Source organism: Paenibacillus sp. cl6col, assembly GCF_900102125.1.
In the GTDB taxonomy this organism is placed as follows: domain Bacteria; phylum Bacillota; class Bacilli; order Paenibacillales; family Paenibacillaceae; genus Paenibacillus_B; species Paenibacillus_B suaedae.
This window is the reverse complement of record NZ_FNAZ01000001.1, coordinates 145304-163989: the sequence shown is the minus strand read 5'-3', so window position 1 is coordinate 163989 and position 18686 is coordinate 145304. Positions and strand designations below refer to the sequence as shown.

14 protein-coding genes are annotated in these 18686 nt (G+C 49.3%); 10 read left to right on the top strand and 4 right to left on the bottom strand.

Features of this window, described 5'->3' with window-relative positions:
* Window positions 1-6 precede the first annotated feature (6 nt).
* Window positions 7-621, top strand: a complete 615-nt coding sequence (locus BLS15_RS00655) for a hypothetical protein (RefSeq protein ID WP_028531853.1) — start codon at window positions 7-9, stop codon at window positions 619-621.
* Between the two features lies 1 nt (window position 622).
* A complete protein-coding gene (locus BLS15_RS00650) occupies window positions 623-775 on the top strand; it encodes an XkdX family protein (RefSeq protein ID WP_081819831.1) in 153 nt (50 codons plus the stop codon).
* 223 nt (window positions 776-998) lie between these two features.
* Here BLS15_RS00650 and BLS15_RS00645 read toward each other — a convergent pair whose 3' ends face one another.
* Complete coding sequence (locus BLS15_RS00645; RefSeq protein WP_051614028.1) at window positions 999-2252, bottom strand: NCS2 family permease; 1254 nt, start codon at window positions 2250-2252, stop codon at window positions 999-1001.
* A 651-nt stretch (window positions 2253-2903) separates the two neighbouring features.
* Between BLS15_RS00645 and pheS the strand changes: the two genes are divergently transcribed.
* From pheS to BLS15_RS00625, 4 genes are all read left to right on the top strand, one after another.
* On the top strand, window positions 2904-3938 hold the full coding sequence (pheS, locus tag BLS15_RS00640) for a phenylalanine--tRNA ligase subunit alpha (RefSeq protein WP_021254561.1): 1035 nt from the start codon (window positions 2904-2906) through the stop codon (window positions 3936-3938).
* Window positions 3939-4226: 288 nt separating this feature from the next.
* Window positions 4227-6671 carry a phenylalanine--tRNA ligase subunit beta gene (pheT, locus tag BLS15_RS00635; RefSeq protein ID WP_021254562.1) on the top strand — a complete coding sequence of 815 codons (2445 nt, stop codon included), beginning with the start codon at window positions 4227-4229 and terminating at the stop codon, window positions 6669-6671.
* A gap of 417 nt (window positions 6672-7088) precedes the next feature.
* Complete coding sequence (zapA, locus tag BLS15_RS00630) at window positions 7089-10646, top strand: cell division protein ZapA (RefSeq protein ID WP_021254563.1); 3558 nt, start codon at window positions 7089-7091, stop codon at window positions 10644-10646.
* A gap of 36 nt (window positions 10647-10682) precedes the next feature.
* A complete protein-coding gene (locus tag BLS15_RS00625; protein ID WP_021254564.1) occupies window positions 10683-11297 on the top strand; it encodes a CvpA family protein in 615 nt (204 codons plus the stop codon).
* Window positions 11298-11397: 100 nt separating this feature from the next.
* Here BLS15_RS00625 and BLS15_RS00620 read toward each other — a convergent pair whose 3' ends face one another.
* The gene (locus BLS15_RS00620) at window positions 11398-11775 is read right to left on the bottom strand and encodes a cupredoxin domain-containing protein (protein WP_021254565.1); all 378 of its coding nucleotides are present in this window, start codon (window positions 11773-11775) and stop codon (window positions 11398-11400) included.
* Between the two features lie 144 nt (window positions 11776-11919).
* Complete coding sequence (locus BLS15_RS00615) at window positions 11920-12276, bottom strand: phage holin family protein (protein WP_021254566.1); 357 nt, start codon at window positions 12274-12276, stop codon at window positions 11920-11922.
* 154 nt (window positions 12277-12430) lie between these two features.
* Between BLS15_RS00615 and BLS15_RS00610 the strand changes: the two genes are divergently transcribed.
* From BLS15_RS00610 to BLS15_RS00595, 4 genes are all read left to right on the top strand, one after another.
* Window positions 12431-14794, top strand: coding sequence for an endonuclease MutS2 (locus BLS15_RS00610; RefSeq protein WP_021254567.1), 2364 nt, complete (start codon window positions 12431-12433; stop codon window positions 14792-14794).
* Between the two features lie 26 nt (window positions 14795-14820).
* The gene (locus tag BLS15_RS00605) at window positions 14821-15240 is read left to right on the top strand and encodes a DUF350 domain-containing protein (RefSeq protein ID WP_021254568.1); all 420 of its coding nucleotides are present in this window, start codon (window positions 14821-14823) and stop codon (window positions 15238-15240) included.
* Between the two features lie 259 nt (window positions 15241-15499).
* Window positions 15500-16018 (top strand): hypothetical protein, encoded by a 519-nt coding sequence (locus BLS15_RS00600; RefSeq protein WP_021254569.1) that lies wholly within the window; start codon window positions 15500-15502, stop codon window positions 16016-16018.
* Window positions 16019-16105: 87 nt separating this feature from the next.
* On the top strand, window positions 16106-17311 hold the full coding sequence (locus tag BLS15_RS00595) for an MFS transporter (protein ID WP_028531855.1): 1206 nt from the start codon (window positions 16106-16108) through the stop codon (window positions 17309-17311).
* Window positions 17312-17411: 100 nt separating this feature from the next.
* Here the strand turns inward: BLS15_RS00595 and BLS15_RS00590 are convergent, their stop codons facing one another.
* Window positions 17412-18626, bottom strand: a complete 1215-nt coding sequence (locus tag BLS15_RS00590) for an NAD(P)/FAD-dependent oxidoreductase (protein WP_028531856.1) — start codon at window positions 18624-18626, stop codon at window positions 17412-17414.
* Window positions 18627-18686: the final 60 nt, after the last annotated feature.

Here is an 18686-nt window from a genome sequence, read left to right as displayed (position 1 = left end):
CTTTCATTGAAAGAAGCAATCATAACCGACCTTGACGGTCGATACATCGAACCAACGCTCATTGCGGACTCCGTGACGGGCGTTTTTGAAAGGATGGAACCTATCCGACAAGATGCTGTGGATGCAGTTGGTTTGGCAGTAGCGTCGTCGGTGCAGGATGACCACGATCAATCAAAAGAACCAAAAACGAAACTAGTCGGATACACGGTAGCCATTCCCTTACCTGACGGACTCTACGAACCGACCTTTAACGTACAGGGCTATCGCAAAGCGAAAGCAGACTACGATCTCGCTTACGTCGAATATCTCGGGGCTCTTGCGAAGCATGATCCGTCAAGCGGAAAGCCTGCACCGCAGCGTCCAGCGCCAGTAGACGCATCTTCCTATTGGAGCAACGGCCTGACGGAGGAAGAAATCGAAGCCTTGCAACCGAAGCCGGTTCCTACTGAGTTGGATCAGTTGCGCATCGAAAATGCAAAGCTATTGCTTCATGTAGCCGAATTGGAAGCGAAGAGTGATAAGCACACAGAAGCTACGAATGAGCTGCAATCTCATAACGCAGCGCTTACGCAGGATCATGCAACACTACTATTACAATTAGCCGAAAAAGGAGTGATCTAAGATGGATTGGTATACAACGGTGAAACGTTATTATGATATGGGGACATATAAGAAAGATTCCAATGATCCGTTATACGTGGGCAAGTTTTGTGAGTTCGGCAAAATTACGCCTGAACAGTTCAAAGAAATTACGGGTGAGACTTATTCCACGTAATATCCACTGCGTAACCTATTCCTCACACTCAAATGAAAAGGGCCAACAATTTTGTCGGCCCTTTCACATTCTTCTTGAAGTCCTATTCTCATCGTAAAGGATAACTAGATAACTATTTGCATAGTTATTAATCTCCATCGGATAACCTCAGAGGTTTAAGGATGACAAATGATCCTTTGAATTCAGGTTACCTAATTCATTTCCCTTAGTTACCTTATTAACTCTACAACGTCTGCAGCACAAAGTGCAGAACGAACAGCAGTGAAATCCCATAGAACAACGGCTTCACTTCGCGTCCCTTGCCAACGGCAAGGTGGAACAACGCATAGCTGATGAATCCGACTGCAATCCCGTCGACGATGCTGTGCATGAGCGGGATGAACGCGATAATGAAGAACGCGGGAAGTCCCTTGTGCATTGCATCGAATTCGATCTTCTTCACGCTTGGCATCATCAAGCCGCCGATAAAGATCAATATCGGAGCTACGGCCTGATCAGGAACCAACGTCAGTACCGGTAATGCAACCAATGTACATGCAAACAGGATTCCTGTCACGATAGATGTGAGTCCTGTTCGACCACCAGCAGAAATGCCAGCAGCTGTCTCAACCGTTGCGACATTCGGGCTTGTGCCGAACAATCCACATGTAATTACGGAAATCGCATTGGCCTGCAAGGATCGACTGAATCGTTCCGGATTCCCGCTCATTTGCAGGTGTGCATTTACAAGCCCCACATTTTCGAACACAATAACGAGCGTCAGCGAGAACGTTGCTACAGCAAGCGTAACGGCTGACACGCCTTGAAACGTGAACTGACCGAATACATCACCATATGCAGTCCATGAAAAAGCTCCGCCTGGTGCCGCGCCGGTATTAGGTTCTGCGCCAACTAGATAAGCCAAAGCTGTTCCTGCAATAATGGCGATAAGCAAGTTGCCGGGAACATTGCGCATGAACAGAATGCATGTAAGCGCCAATGTCGCGAGCGTAACAAGTACTCCCGGATCAGCAAATGACTGCAGTGCAATCATCGTGGATTGATCGGGGACGATTACGCCGCCCTTCTGCAGACCGATCAGGACGAGCATAAGCCCGATACCTACAGAAATGGCTTCCTGCAATGATTCTGGAATTGCTGCCCGCAGCTGCCCCGCGAGTGACGTGAAGCTTATTACCGTAAAGCAAACGCCGGCCAATATAACGACTCCCAGCGCTTGCTGCCATGTCATGCCCATGCCGTGAACGAGCGTGTAGGTAAACATCGCATTGATGCCCATACCGGGCACAAGAATTATGGGGGATTTGCCCCATATCCCCATTAACAAGCAGCCAACAGACGAAGCAAGCACAGTTGCGATAATGCCAGCTTCTTGCGGTATGCCTGCATCTGCGAGTATCGAAGAATTGACAATTACAATATAGACGATAGCGAAGAAGGACACGACGCCGGCCAGCAGTTCCTGCCGCCACTGAATTCGTGCAGTTGCAGAAGCGTCATGTAAGGACGGTGCTTCTGTCTTCGATTGTATATGTTTCTTTTGGCGGACCAATTGAATACCTGCTTTCCATCGTAGCCCCTCACCCAACCCTTTGCATAAATAGAGGAAATTCAACCCCTAATAAAATCATGCCCGGAATTGAATCCGAGCATGAGTAGCTGTTATTATATCACATGAACTCTTTAAATAATCAAGTGATGTCGCCAATCCTGTATTTTGTACCCTGATCCACCTTGCATGAACCTGCGAAATTACATATAATAAATAACTAATTGATTGTTCATAACAAAGGTCAAACACATGCTTAGATGGAGACAAGTACACAGTACCACTTGCCAGGGAGGCGGCGCCGTAGATTGAGAGCGCTGCTGAAGAAGGGGCTGTCGAAATTCACTCCGGAGCAGGTACCTTGAACAAGCACTTCACACACAGTGAGGCTGCTGCAGTAGAGGTTCCCGGATTTGCGGCACGTTATCGCTGCAACAAGTGAGATACGGCTTGGTTCGCAGCCTCCTAGCAGGAGAGCGTTCCAATCGGATCTAATTAGGGTGGTACCACGGTCTTCTCGTCCCTTGTGACGAGAGGGCCTTTTTTTTATTTCGAGTGGAAATGAAGGGGGCTTACACAATGAAGGAGCGTTTACAGGCACTGCGCGCCGAAGCGCTGGAGAAGCTGCAGCAAGTAAAGGATGCAGGTCATCTAAATGATCTGCGTGTTAAATTCCTCGGTAAAAAAGGTGAGCTGACAGAGGTGCTGCGCGGCATGGGCGGCTTGTCGGCAGAGGAGCGTCCGCTCATTGGTCAAGTGGCGAATGAAGTACGCGGAGCCATTGAGACATTCATCGAGGAGAAGCAGGCGGCATTTCTCCGTGAAGAGACGGAGCGTCGTCTTCAGGAAGAGACAATTGACGTAACACTTCCAGGCCGTCCAATGACGGTAGGTGCGGTTCACCCGCTGAACAAGGTGATTGAACAAATCGAAGATATTTTCATTGGCATGGGATATACGGTAGCGGAAGGTCCAGAAGTAGAGCAGGACTACTATAACTTCGAAGCACTGAACCTGCCTAAGGATCACCCTGCGCGCGATATGCAGGATTCGTTTTACATTACAGAAGATATTCTGATGCGTACGCAAACATCGCCAGTTCAAGTACGTACCATGGAAGCGATGAAAGGGAAAGGTCCTGTTAAGGTAATCTGCCCAGGTCGCGTATATCGCCGCGATGATGATGACGCAACACATTCCTTCATGTTCCATCAGATTGAAGGACTTGTTATCGACAAGAACATCCGCATGAGTGACTTGAAGGGAACCCTTCTTCAATTCGCACAAGAAATGTTCGGTTCCAAAACACAAATTCGCTTGCGCCCAAGCTTCTTCCCATTCACAGAGCCAAGCGTTGAGGTTGACCTGACTTGCATGAAGTGCGGCGGCAGCGGCTGCCGTATCTGCAAGCAAACAGGCTGGATTGAGATTCTTGGTGCGGGTATGGTTCATCCGCGCGTACTTGAAATGGGCGGCTATGATCCGAAGGAGTACTCTGGATTCGCATTCGGTATGGGTGTAGAGCGTATTGCCATGTTGAAATATGGCGTAGACGATATTCGCCATTTCTATACGAACGATATGAAATTCGTGCAGCAGTTCGCACGGATGTAATGAAAATAAAAGTTCAAAAAGTTCGGTTTTCAGCACCAAGAAGGTTGCGGGAACTTGAAGCGTATGCTTCCGATGCGAGTTTTGCTTCGCAAAACTTGTAAGGAGTAGCGGAGTGTAGGCGAGACTACATGAGCAACTAAAATGTTTCCAAAGGAAACATACTTCGAAAGCATTTGCTGTTCAAGGCTGAATGCAAGTTTCGATGTCGAGTTACCTTCTAATGCTGCTTCGTGATCAAAAGCGGACTTTTTGAACCACCTTTAAAAGAAGAAAGGAAGAGAGCGAGAAATGAACGTATCCTACCAATGGCTATCGCAATATATCGACTTGACCGGCGTATCCGCTGAAGAAATCGCGGAACGCATGACGCGTGCCGGTATCGAGATCGACTCGGTGGAGAACCGCAATCAAGGACTTGACCACATCGTAGTGGGCTATGTCGTATCGAAGGAGAAGCATCCGGATGCGGATAAGCTGAATGTCTGCCAAGTAGACGTAGGCGCAGAAGAGAAGCTTCAAATCGTGTGCGGCGCGAAAAACGTGGATGCAGGACAAAAGGTTCCTGTTGCAACAATCGGAGCGGTTATGCCAGGTGGCATGAAGATCAAGCGTGCGAAGCTGCGCGGCGTAGAATCGCAAGGCATGATCTGCTCAGCGAAGGAACTTGGCATGAATGACAAGCTGCTTCCGAAGGAAATGCAGGAAGGCATTCTTGTACTGCCAGCAGAGACAGAACTCGGAACTCCGATTGCAGACGTGCTCGGCCTGAACGATCATGTACTGGAGCTGGATCTTACACCGAACCGCTCTGACTGTCTGAGCATGTTAGGCGTTGCGCATGAAGTGAGTGCATTGCTGGAGCGTCCTGCACACTTGCCTGAGCAGGAAGTGAAGGAAAGTGCGGAAGCTGCTTCAGGCAAAGTGAAGATTAGCATTAGCGCGGCAGAAGGCTGCACGCACTATGCAGCACGTTATATCGCGGGTGTAACGATTAAGCCATCTCCATTGTGGCTGCAAAATCGCTTGCTTGCAGCAGGCGTTCGCCCAATTAACAACATCGTGGACGTAACGAACTTCGTCATGTTGGAATACGGCCAGCCGCTGCACGCGTTTGACGCGGATAAGCTGAATGGCGGCGGAACGATCGACGTTCGCTTTGCGAATGAAGGCGAAGAACTGGTTACGCTTGACGGCCAAGAACGCAAGCTGGAGCCGCATATGCTGCTCATTACAGACGGCGTGAAGCCAGTTGCACTTGCAGGGGTTATGGGCGGAGAAAATTCGGAAGTATCTTCGGATACGGTGAACATTCTTCTTGAATCCGCGCACTTTGCAGGCAGCGTCGTACGCAAGACATCCCGTCAATTGGGACTGCGTTCGGAAGCATCACTTCGCTTCGAGAAGGAAGTGAACCCAGAATCGGTTATCCCAGCATTGAACCGTGCGGCTGAATTGATTCGCACGCTTGCGGACGGTGAAGTATATGCAGGTATCGTGGAACAAAAAACTGCATCTGTGGAACGCAAAGTTATCGAACTGACTTTAAATAGAACGAACCGTCTGCTCGGTACGTCGTTGACAGCTGAAGAAGTTTGCAAGATTATGAGCCGTCTTGGTTTCGAGCTTGTTGAGAAATCCGAAGGAATCTTCGACATCACCGTGCCTACTCGTCGTGGCGACATTACGCGCGATGTAGACTTGATCGAGGAAGTTGCACGTATTTTCGGATATGACAACATCCCGGTAACTGCTATTGAAGGAGCAACAACACCAGGCCATTTGACGAAGGGGCAGCGCATTCGCCGTACGATTCGCCGCGTCCTGACAGACAACGGTGTGAATGAGGTTGTGACATATTCCTTTACGAATCCGGCCGACACTTCGGTATTCCCTTCCTTCATGGAAGGTGCAGTACCTGTACGTCTGGCTATGCCCATGAGTGAAGAGCGCAGCGTGCTCCGTACGAACCTGGTTCCTGGTCTTATTGATGTAGCGGTGTACAATCGCAACCGCAAGCATGAAGATGTAAGCATCTTCGAACTGGGTACACTCCATCTGACGAAGGAAGAGCAGCTTTCAGCACAACCTGAAGAGGTTCTTGTTGCTTCCCTATTGATGACTGGCAAGCGCAGTGCTGCACAATGGAATGTGAAGGCAGAACCGGTTGATTTCTATGATTTGAAAGGGGTGCTCGACAGCCTCGTAGCGCACTTCGGCTTGGATGGACGTGTACGCTATGCAGCAGATCGTCCGCAAGGCTTGCACCCGGGACGTTCCGCTTCGCTTTATTTGACAGGCGAGAACGGAGAGCAGTACATCGGCTTCATCGGTCAATTGCACCCTGAGGTACAGCATGCGAAGGATGTAGCTGACACGTATGTTGCTGAGTTCTTGGTGCAGCCGTTGATCGATGCAGCAGACTTCGATATTGAGTATCGCAGCCTTCCGCGCTACCCAGCTGTAGACCGCGATATTGCGGTTGTATTGGATCGCGGTACAGAAGTAGGGCAAGTGGTTGCTCTTGCTAAAGAAACGGCAGGCGAACTTCTTGAATCGGTAAATGTATTCGACGTATACACAGGAGATCATGTTGCGGCAGATAAGAAGAGCGTCGCGATCTCGCTCGTATACCGTCATCCAGAGCATACATTCACGGATGAAGAAATTACAGAGCTGCATGGCAAGGTTGTGACGGCAATCGAAACGAGCTTCAACGCAGAGCTGCGGAAGTAAGGTTGCTCCAGAGCAGACACTCTTATTACGGAGACTGCTTCTATAATAGAAGTTCATTGTAAGTTGGGACGGATATTTCCGCTCCCAACTTTTTTTATGGGTTGGAACGAAGTGAACATCCTTTTATATGGAAATAAATGTGATAGATAGAATTCTTGCAAGACCTATATTTGCAATTGCTTTACTACTACCTCTATAATAGGGAAACCCTGTAATAGAAGGGTATATCAGATCTTTTTCCCCTAAATATTCTATGAAATGAAACTTGACTTTCCTCTATGCGTAGGAGGAGAAGGGCACTAATATATCGAATTACTAATAGAGTTTGCGTATGACATGCAAACATGGATTAATTTGTTGCTACATGTAGGCTGCAAGCCCTAGCATGCGGCACGTTAAGGTAAGGAGGACCAAAGAATGACTAGTCCGGATAACAAGCATCGTGTAGCGGTTGAAATATACGGAACACAATATAAATTGGTAGGATCAACAAGCAAGGATTATATGCGCAACGTAGCTGCAATGGTCGATGAGCATATGCGGAGTATTGCAACTGCGAACTCGCGGCTGGATACAACGCGAATTGCGGTGTTGTCGGCTGTACATATTGCTGAGCAAGTGCAGAAGGTGAAGGATGAGCAGTTGCAATTAAGCTCATCATTGAAGGAAATAGAAGCGACGAATCACAACTTGTCGAGGCAGCTTACTCAGGTACAGACGGAGTCGGAGCAGTCACTAGAGAAGCTGCGCAATGAGTCTGCACAGAAGCTGGAGCAGCTTCAGAAGGAACTCAGCAACGAGAAGTCGAAGGCCGAGAAGCAAGCGGCTGATCTTCGTGCTGAGACGGCTAAGTTGAAGGAAGCGAATCAGCAATTGGCCGATAAGCATAAGGCATCGGAAGAGCGTGTGCATAAGCTGACTGAGCAGGTGAAGGAGACAGAGCGACGGATTCAATCGTTGACAGCTCGTGAGAATGAACAGAAGAAGAAGCTGCAGCAAGTAGAAGAACGACTGAAGGCAGTTTTGGAAGAAAAGCAGAAGGCAGAGCAGCTTCATGCCCGCACCCTTAAGCAGAAGCTGGAGGAAACAGAGCGTCTGTGGAGCACGAAGCTGAATGAGCAGAATCAAACCTGGGAGGCGCAGCTTCAAGAATCCGAGCAGAGCTGGCAGAAGCGTCTAACGGAATCCGAGCAAAGCTTGCAGGAGCAGTTGACGGAATCCGAGCAAGGGTGGCAGACGAAGTATTCGGAGAACGAACAATTGTGGCAGAGCAAGCTAAGTGATACAGAGCAAGGCTGGCAGAAGCAGTTCGATGAAGCAGAGCAGAGCTGGTCCAGCAAGCTCGCGAACAAGGAACAGAGCTGGGAAGAAGAGCGGGCTCTCCAGGAGCTGGAATGGACAGAGAAGCTGGACGCCAAGGAACAGCAGTGGCGAGAGCAACTCGACGCTGAGAAACAGAAGGCTGAGCAGTTATCTGCAGAATGGGAAGAACAACTTGCTGAACAGACGGCTGCATGGGAAGGGCAATTGACAGCTCAGGCTATAGAATGGGAAGCGCGCTTGTCGAAGAGAGAAGCAGAGCTCGTTCAAGATCGAGAGAAGCAGTTGACGCTGCTCAAGCAGCAGCATGAGGCGAATACCAAGCAGTTGCAGCAGAAGCATGAGCAGGCTGCCGAGCAGATGAAGTCTGCCCAGGACAATCAGCGCAAGCAGGCTGAAGAACGTCATGCTGCCAAAGTCAAAGAGCTGTCCGACCAGCATGCGAAGGAGATCGAGCAAGTTAAGGCGGAACACCGTTCGAATTTGGCGAAGTCGCAAGCGGAGCAGAAGCAGGCGCTGAATGAAGCACAGGCACTGCATCAGAAGGCATTGAATGATGTGAAAGCGAAGTGTGAGAGCGACATAGCTCAACTGCTAGCTGATCAGAAACAAGCGATGGACAATATGCAGGTGCTTCATCAAGAGGCCTTAAATGAAGCGAAGACGAAGTATGAAGAAGAACTCGCTCAACTGGTTGCGAATCAAGAGTTTGCGCTAGGTGAAGCGCAAGCGCAGAACCAGAAGGCATTGGACGAAGCTAAGACCAAATATGAGAGCGACATTGCCCAATTGCGTACAGAGCTGGCAGATGCCAAGTCTCGACATGATCAAGAGCTGGATCAACTGATCATCGAGCATCTGGAGCAGTTGGAGCAAGCAGAAGCAGATAAGCAATCTTCGATGGCTGCACTTGAGGATAAATGGAAGCAGGAGTTAGCCCAAGCTGAATCTGAACGGAGCAAGGCTGTTCAACAGGTTGAGGGTGTCTACCAAGAGCAACTCCAGCAATCTGAGCAAGAGCGTGAACTTGCACTGAAGCAAGCGACGGAGCTGTATGAGGAGCAACTGCTAGAACTGCTTACTCAGCATGAGCAACAGCAGCAAGAATTGATTGCTCGGTATGAGCGGCAGCTGGATGAGCTGCGTGCACAATCCGAGCAGCAGCAGCTAGAGCAGGGATCTCTGCATGAGGAGAAGTTGCAGGCAGAACGCGCTCTGTATGAAGAACAGTTGCAAGCGGAGCGTGCTCAGCGTGAAGAGCAGTTGAAAACAGAACGTGCTAAGCATGAAGAGCGGCTGGAAGCTGAACGTGCTCAGTATGAAGAGCAATTGGAAGTAGAACGTGCACAGTATGAGGAGCTGTTAGAAGCAGAACGTGCTGAGCATGGGCAGCAGTTGGAGGCAGAACGTGCTCAACATGTAGAGCAGCTGCAAGATGAGCTTGCCCAGTATGAAGAGCAATTGCGAGAAGAACGTGTTCAGCGCGAGAAGCAACTGCAAGAAGAACGCGCTCAGTATGAGAAGCGGCATGAAGAGCAGCAAGTCCAGCATGAACGGAAATTGCAGGAATTGCGCACCCAATATGAGGGGGATGTGGATGCTTGGACTGCACTGCAGGAGGAAGCATCGGCTGTACATGCCAAGGAACTGACGGATCTTGAGCAGTCTCTGCGTGCAGAAGCTGAGCAGAACGTGCAGAAGAAGGATGCGCGCATCCATCAGCTCGAAGGACATCTGGGACGCGCAGAGGAGCTTGATCGAGCGCGTCAGGTGGAGATGGAGCGGCTCATACGCGTGCGAGATCATGTGCAGGCTGAGGCTGCTGAGCTGCAGCAGCAGCTTGAAGCGATCGAACAGAGCAAGGAAGAAGAGCTCGAAGCGCTTCGTGCTCAATTCGAGCGGCAGCTGAATGAGCGACTTGACCAAGAACGAGCGGCCTGGATGCGTGAAGCCGAACAAGCACGAAACGCACTGCAAGAACAATGGGAAGCAGAACGCCATGCTTGGAAAGAACAGGGTGAACAAGAGCAGGATGCCTTGTACGATCAGCTCGCGGAATATGAAGATAAATGCCGTCAGCTTGAATCTGAGAAGGAAGAGCTGCAAGCAGCTTTCACAAGCATCCAACACGCGCAGCATGAAGCTGCTGCCACTATTGCAGAAGCGAGACAGCAGGCGGAGGAAGTTCAGTCCCGTTATTACCAGTTGGAGGAAGAACAGCAGCTATACATCACGGAGCTTGAACAATATGAAGAAGCCAAGTCTCTCTTGAAGCAGCGTGAGCAAGAATGGGCACAGCAAGAGCAGCAGTGGACAGAGACAGCGGCTACGTGGAGTGAAGAGCGTGAGCAGCTGCAGCAACAGCTCGAGAGATTGAAGGCTGAAGTTGAGGAAGCGAAGAAGCATACAGAAGAGCAGGTTCGGTCTCATGCTGAGATGGAGGTTATTCAGGAGCAATTCGAGGTTCTCTCCCATCAATTCCGCTTATCCCAACTGGAGCGGGAGAAAGAACGCAGACAAGCGGATGAGACACAAGGGGCTTATTCGAAGCTTACTGATGAATATACCAAGCTTAATGATGAGCTCACGAAGCTCAAGGATGAGTACGCGAAGCTCCAAAGCGAATTCAACGAATGGTTGGAAATGATCGAGTAGATATACATGAGGAGCGAACAAAGGAATAGCAAATAAATGATGCAAGATATAGGGAAATTTATTAATAACGTATGGATGGAAATCGCGGCGGTATTCGCGTCATGGAACGGTTTGGATTATGCCATAGTGGGAGCAGCAATCGCATGTATTGTTCTGGGAGCAGTGCGGGGATTCAAGTCTATCGCGCTCTCCCTCTTTGGCTATATTGTCGCCTTTATCGTCGCGGCTCGGTTTTATGCAGATTTTGTACCATGGGTAAGGAAGAGAATATTTACAACAACAGTTAGCAGCGGATCAGGGGCGAAAGCCAGCGGCGGTACGCCCTTAGCGGGAACATTTATGGATACCGTACACGCTGTGGTGGCCTTTTTGCTTCTGTTCACTTTTGTATTGGCAGGCCTCTGGCTAATCCGGTTCGCCTTGAAGAAATTCACGGATGTACCGCCGGTACGAACCGTAGATCGGGTAATAGGGGCAGTTCTCGGATTGGTGCAATTTGTCTTTTTGTGGTGTATGATTTACGTACTACTGCGGGCATGGCCGGCAGGTGTATTTCGCGACTGGGTTGATGCTTCGATATGGGTAAATCGAACGGGGAAGTGGATGCCAGATGTTATGGTTGAAGCTGTAAAATGGGCTCAGTGGCTGTAATGGAATCACTGGTAAATGCGTGGTATGCATGAATCGTCATATACATGAATGAACAGACCGCCGTCCTCCCAAGCAATAGGCAGGGATCAACGGCGGCCGCTCATTTTTCGACAATAAATTTGGCTGTCATTTCATTGTGTCCCGGACCGCACAGAATTGTGCATGACATGTCATATGTACCGGGTTGTTCTGGAGTGATAACTTGCTTCGGATGAGTTGGATCAAGGGACAAATTCAATGCCTTAATAGCAACTCCGTGATTGCCGACGGCATCTAATACGATGCGTATGGGTTCACCGGATTTGACGCGGTATTCAGACTGATCGAATTTGAAATTCGTGGCTTTAATGATAAGCTCTTTGTCTGTTTTTACATCGTCATCTTGCTTTTGTCCAGATTGTCCCCCGCATCCGGATACTATGACCGCTGCGAGCAATAGGCATGAGATGAGCGACCTTAGGCTACCCCGAGTCAACATTCGTATTTCCTCCTCTCCTCGTCCATATAGTGTAACGGAAATTTTATCCTTTTTCCATTGCTTATATGGAGCGAAGAGAAGGAAGCTATACAAGGGGCTCACTCATGGGAATGAGCACAGCAGCCCTGGATGATGATCACGCCGTTATCTGGACTCGTGGCCAGCTTCGAACGGCGTTGCGACCGGAATGAACAAGTCGATCAATCCAATGACAAGCGCTGCAAGAATAGCGCCGAGTACAGTGACGGATACACCGCCAACAAAGAACTGGGCGATGTAGATGACAACCGCACTGGCGATGAAGCCGACGATCCCGCGTCCGAACGGCGTAACTCGTTTTCCAAATATGCCTTCGACAATCCAGCCGAATAAGGCTATGACTAAGGCGAGGATTAAGGCACTCCAGAAACCGCCTACGGTGAACATCGGCACAATCCAGCCCGTAACCATCAATACGATGGCTGCCACAATGAATCGAACCACATGACCGAGAAAACTCATGGACTTTTCCTCCTTACTCGTTTGAAGGGTATAGGTTTGTGCAACAATTATTGTAACCTTATCCGCGATATTCATGAGTGGCATGTTCAGACATTGGATAGCCATTATTTCGGTATACCGCTATAATGAACAGCGAGAGGAGTCGTGACTTGTTTTGGACTCGAAAATTTTAAAAACAATGGATTACCATAAAATACTGCAATCGCTCGCGCGACATGCGGCTACCCCGTTAGGGGAACATGCTTCCTTGTCTCTGCTGCCAAGCACGGATCTGGAGGAAGTGAAACGACGCCTGCAAGCGACGGATGAGGCGATGACGATAGAGCGGTTGAAGGGGGGAGCTCCATTCTCCGGTGTTACCGATATACGTCCTGCCGTGAAGCGCGCACGTATTAATGCAATGCTGAGTGCCAATGAATTGTGGGATATTTCAGCGCTTATCTTTGCTGGCCGTCGCGTAAGACGTCATATTGAGAGTGTACATGAAGATAATCCTGTACCGCTTCTGATGGCGCTGGCGGATTCGCTAAGCTGGCAGAAGGAATTGGAAGAAGAGATTAGACGCTGCATCGATGAGCAGGGCGAGGTGCTGGATCAGGCAAGTGCTGAACTGGCAACGGCACGCCGTGAACTGCGCATCGGGGAGACACGCATCCGAGAGAAGCTGGAGTCCATGATTCGTTCATCCAGCGCGTCCAAGATGCTGCAGGAGCAGCTGATCACAATTCGCAATGATCGATACGTAATCCCGGTGAAGGCAGAGTACCGCGGCCATTACGGCGGGATTGTTCATGATCAATCCAGTTCAGGGGCAACGCTCTTCATTGAGCCTGAGGCGATTGTGACACTTAATAATAAGCTGCGGGAAATTAAGCTCAAGGAAGAGCGTGAGATTGAGCGTATTTTGTCACGCTTGACCGAGCACGTTGGCTTGCAAGTTGATCTGCTGTTAAGTGATACGGATTGCATTGAACAGTTGGACTTCATCTTCGCGAAGGCTCGTCTAGCGCATGAGATGAAGGCAACGCTGCCGCGCATGAATGATCGCGGGTATATGAAGCTCATTAAGGGCCGCCATCCGCTTATTGATCGGGAACAAGTGGTGCCGATCGATGTGGAGCTTGGCAATGATTATACGACTATTATCGTTACCGGTCCGAACACAGGCGGTAAGACGGTATCCTTGAAAACGATGGGACTGCTAAGTCTCATGTCCATGTCTGGTTTGTTCATACCGGCTCAGGATGGCAGCCAACTATGTGTATACGATGCCATTTATGCTGATATCGGCGATGAGCAGAGCATTGAACAGAGTTTGAGTACGTTCTCCAGCCATCTGACGAACATTATTCGCATATTGGGAGAAATGACTCCGAAGAGCCTCGTGCTGTTAGATGAGCTTGGGGCAGGAACGGATCCTGCAGAAGGATCTGCACTCGCGATCGCGATTCTGGAGCATATTCATCGTCTTGGCTGCAGACTCGTTGCGACGACGCACTATAGCGAACTGAAGGCATATGCATATGAACGCAAGGGCGTCATTAATGCAAGCATGGAATTTGACGTGCAGACATTGCGCCCAACGTATAGACTTCTTGTTGGTGTTCCTGGCCGAAGCAACGCATTTGCGATTGCAGAACGTCTTGGACTTCCGACTTCCATCATTGAGCACGCTCGTGGCGAAGTAACAGAAGAAGACATGCGTATCGAGACGATGATCGCATCGCTCGAGGAGAACCGTCTTCGCGCAGAAGCAGAGCGTGTGGAAGCAGAGAAGATTCGCAAGGAAACAGAGCTCCTTCGTGCTTCGATTGTTGAAGAAGAAGCGAAGCTTCAGGCGGAGCGGGACAAGCGAATTGAGCGTGCTTCTGAGGAAGCGCGTGAAATTGTTCGGAAGGCGCGTTATGAAGCAGATGATATCATTACAGAACTGAAGCTGCTCGCTCAGGAAGGCGTGAGTGTGAAGGAGCATTTGTTGACCGAGGCTCGCAAGAAGCTCGATGAAGCTGCTCCGGCTAGCAAACTAGCCTCCAAGTCGAAGACTGTGAAGAAGCAAGCACGCAAGATTGAAGCTGGGGATGACGTTATGGTATACAGCTTGAATCAGAAGGGCAGCGTGGTTGAGATGGCGGGCAACGAAGCTGTTGTTCAGCTGGGTATTATGAAGATGAAGGTTCGAATGGATGATTTGGAGCTTGTCACTTCATCCGCTTCGAAGCAGAGCAGTAAGTCCGTGAAGACAGGCACAAATGTGAAGCGGACACGAGCGGACAATGTACGTTCCGAGCTTGACTTGCGTGGAGCGAATTTAGAAGAGGCAATTATTGAGGTCGATCGCTTCCTTGATGAAGCTCTGCTCGCGAACTTGGGTCAGGTATATATCATTCACGGCAAAGGGACTGGGATTCTGAGAACGGGAATTCAGGAGTTCTTGCGAAGACACAGACATGTGAAGACGTTCCGTCTCGGCAACTACGGTGAAGGCGGTACAGGGATTACGGTTGCTGAACTTTCGTAACAGCGAACGAACCGGGGAGGATGAATGTGGAACGATTTATTGAGCAATGGCTTAGTAACCCATACGTATCCATGTGTGCTTACTTTTCTGTAACCGTACTGGCGCTTGTCGTGTTCTTGTCCATCTTTGAATTAGTGACAAGATACAGATGCTGGGAGGAGATCCGCAAAGGCAATATTAGTGTCGCGATGGCTACCTCTGGCAAAATCTTCGGAATTTGCAACATATTCCGCTTCGGGATCGAAGCACGGGATACGTTGTATGCGTCATTGACATGGGCAGCACTAGGGTATGTACTGCTATTAATGGCATATTTTTTGTTTGGATTTCTGATGCCGTATTTCAAATTGGACGATGAAATTCAGAAGGATAACCGTGCAGTTGGTTTGCTGTCTATGGTTATCTCCGTATCCATGTCCTACATTATCGGAGCTAGCATTAAGTAGTTTTACGTAGGAACAGCAGGTTCGTTACTATGGCAGCGGAGGTCTTGCATGAAGTATTTATGGGGAACACTGTTTGCATTGGCAGCGATATTTATTATTATTGGAATCGTGTATTGGGCGAATCTGTAATGGATGCTCTATAATAGAGATACCCGCACGAACAAGTGCAGATCATTATGAATTGACATCTAGATAGGGGAGAATGTGCTCTGTAATCGACTTGCAGAGCCTTCTGATAAGAAAGGCAGGTTGAACGGACATGAGTCAGATTTGTCCTTGGTGTGATACGGAAATTGTGTGGGATGAGGTGCTAGGTCCAGAAGAAGAGTGTCCGCATTGCCACAATGAGCTGAATGCTTATCGAACATTGAATGTGGATATTGAGCACGATCCTGATAAGCAGCATGATGATCATGATCATGAGGAAGAATCCGAGGAGAAGGGCTGGTCCAACTTCGGCTGGACAGAAGATGCTGCCTTGTTCGGCGATGAGAGTTCATTGCAGTACCAAGAAGGCGTGGATAAGGTGCTTCATGGGCAATCCGAAGTGCCAGAATGTCCTCAGTGCAGAGAATATATGTTACTAGCTGGCACAGAAACGATTGGTTCCAATCACTTCGAGCCACATGTATCGGAAGCCTTGAAGGCGCCGGTAGTAACAGCGCCATTCCGCTTGGATGTATATGTATGCACTTCTTGCTTCCAAGTATCCAAAGTACTGGCTGAGCCGCACCGCGAGCCGCTTATGGAAGTCGTCCGCCGTGCGCAGTCTGAATAAATTATCATAAGACGGCTGCTTTAGGGCAACTTATAAGCTGTAACGAAGAGGGCTATATGCCCGATTAAGCAGGGAGGGGTTCCCTTCGTGACAGCGCGTCTTGACGCTCAATCGCTATTGCTGTTGATCGTTTTTGGTCTCTTTTCGTTGGCGAATGCTCTTTCGGGAGCATTCGTCAATGTTTTTCTATGGAAGGCTGCATCAGATTACAGCTTGATTGGCTGGTTTGCCTTCAGTCAGCAACTATCCAGCGGGTTGACCTTCTACTGTGCAGGCAAGTGGGTGAAGGAAGGCAACAAGATGAATTGCCTGCGGCTCGGCATTGGATTGGCGGGGGCATTTTATGCAGTAGTACTCTGGCTTGGTAAAGGTGCGGTCGATTACATATGGCTGCTCGGATTTATATTGGGTGCTGCGTTCGGTGCCTTTTGGCTCGCCTTTAATGTGGTGTATTTCGAAGTGACTGATCCGGACAATCGTGATTTATTTAATGGCTGGGTTGGGCTTATCGGTTCATGCTGCGGGATGGCCGCGCCGTGGGCATCCGGATATTTGATCACCAAGCTTGGCGATGGAACGGGCTACCGCATCATCTTTACCGTATCATTTTGCGTGTTTATTGGGGCAATCGTATTCAGCTTTTGGCTGCGCAAGCGTCCCCCTGAGGGTCACTATAATTGGACATTGCCATTTACCGCATGGAAGAAGGCTGGCAGTCCTTGGCGGCATGCCTTGCCAGCGCTTGCTGCACAAGGCGCCAAGGATGGGGTCTTTACCTTCCTGATCGGACTTGTGGTCTACATTGCAACGACCAATGAGATGAAGCTGGGCAATTACACCCTAATCACATCTGCTGTAGCATTAGGCAGCTTCTATGTGATAGGCAGGATTATGCGTCCTTCCTTCCGGGCACCGGGCTTGTTCATCGGGACGATTGCAATGGCGCTTGCAGTCATTCCTCTATTTTTCGGTGTTGCATATGGAAGCCTGCTTCTATTCGGGATTATCACCTCGCTATTCTCGCCACTGTTTGTGATCCCGATGACAACCGCTACTTTCGACATTATGGGGGTAGATGAGCGTTCAGCAGCCCAACGCGTGGAGCTGACGGTTCTGCGTGAATTTGGTTTGTTGATCGGGCGAATGGCAGGGGTTGCAGCGTATTTGCTAGTTGTGCAATGGAGAACGACAGAGCCGGTTGTCGTTGCTTTCTTGGCTGTTTTGGGGGCTCTTCCTATTATCAGTGCAGTAAGCATCCGGACATTAGTATCGAATCAGCGAATAGGAAAATAAGAAAGGCCCTGCTGCTCGCATGAGTCATCAGGGCCTTTTATATTCCTGTCTTTTTCACGAATAGAACGTATAGGTTTAACTAAAACGTCCGGGTTCACCGTTATCTCCTCGTGTAGCTGAACAGTTCAGCATCCGGATGGAAGCCGAATTCAATCAAATCTCCAACAATTTGAGACGCAATGGTGCTGTATACAGTGCCATTTCCGCCAAAGGCCTCAATGAAGAAGCATCCTGGACGGTGAGGAGCCTCGCCAAAATAGGGATATCCATCCCGCGTGACACCGAATGCGCCCGTCCAAGCATTTTCAGCTATGAGCGGAGCCAACTGTGGGAATAGGGCCTCCACTTCCTTGATAAGCTGTGCGGTTTTGCTTGGGAGCAGCTTATTCCGCTCTTCAGTACTTATATCTCCTTCATCAAATCCGCCCGCCAGGATCCGATTATCTGCCGAAGTACGCAAATATAAATAAGGACGCCTTGTCTCCCAAATGAGGAAGCGTTCATGCCATACATCAAGCAGATCAGGGATAGTTTGCGTTTTAATCGCGAAGGAGCTAGTAATTCTTGTGTTTGGATTCGACTTCATTTCATTCGTTTCATACCCGAGTGCGAATACGGCATGCTTGGCTGTTGCTACAAATCCGCCATCCGTTTGTATCTGAACGAAACCACCCTCGTGCCTCACTTGGGTGCCCTTGGTATGCTCGAATACTCGCAGTTTATATTTGTTTTTCGCAGTATGTAATAGTGCATGTGTGAAACGGTAAGGATTCACCTCAGCATCACCATGAGTGACAATTGCGGCCGGCTTATCGAATCCAAATCGATGACGAATTTGTTGACTGTTCCACCATTCTGTATGGAAGCCATAGCGATGCAAAATATCGTATTCGACTCGCAGACTTCTTACGTCTTCTTCGCTGCTTGCATAATAGAGGCTGCTGCGAGGGAACATCTCAGAATCCTCATCGAGCTCGGAAGCGATCGTAAGCAGACGTTCAGCTGCCTGCTTGCACAGTGTATAGAAACGAAGTCCCCTTCTCTCACCAAATAAACCGATGCATGAGGTCAATGAACGATCATTCATGTATTGAAGCAATCCTGTACTGGAGCTTGTACTGCCGCCCCCGACATGCCTCTTCTCCAGCACAACGACATCGAATCCGCGCTTGCACAGCTCATAGGCGCAAAGTGCGCCACTAATGCCTGATCCGACTACTAGCACGTCGCAGCGAATGGATTCAGATAATGGGGGATGCACATGCCTAGATGGCAGCGTACTTTTCCATGGAAGCGACCCAAATTGTAGATCCACGCGACATCTCCTTTCGTCCAGATTTCCGGTTACATATTTCCCTAATGTTGGGTTCATAAT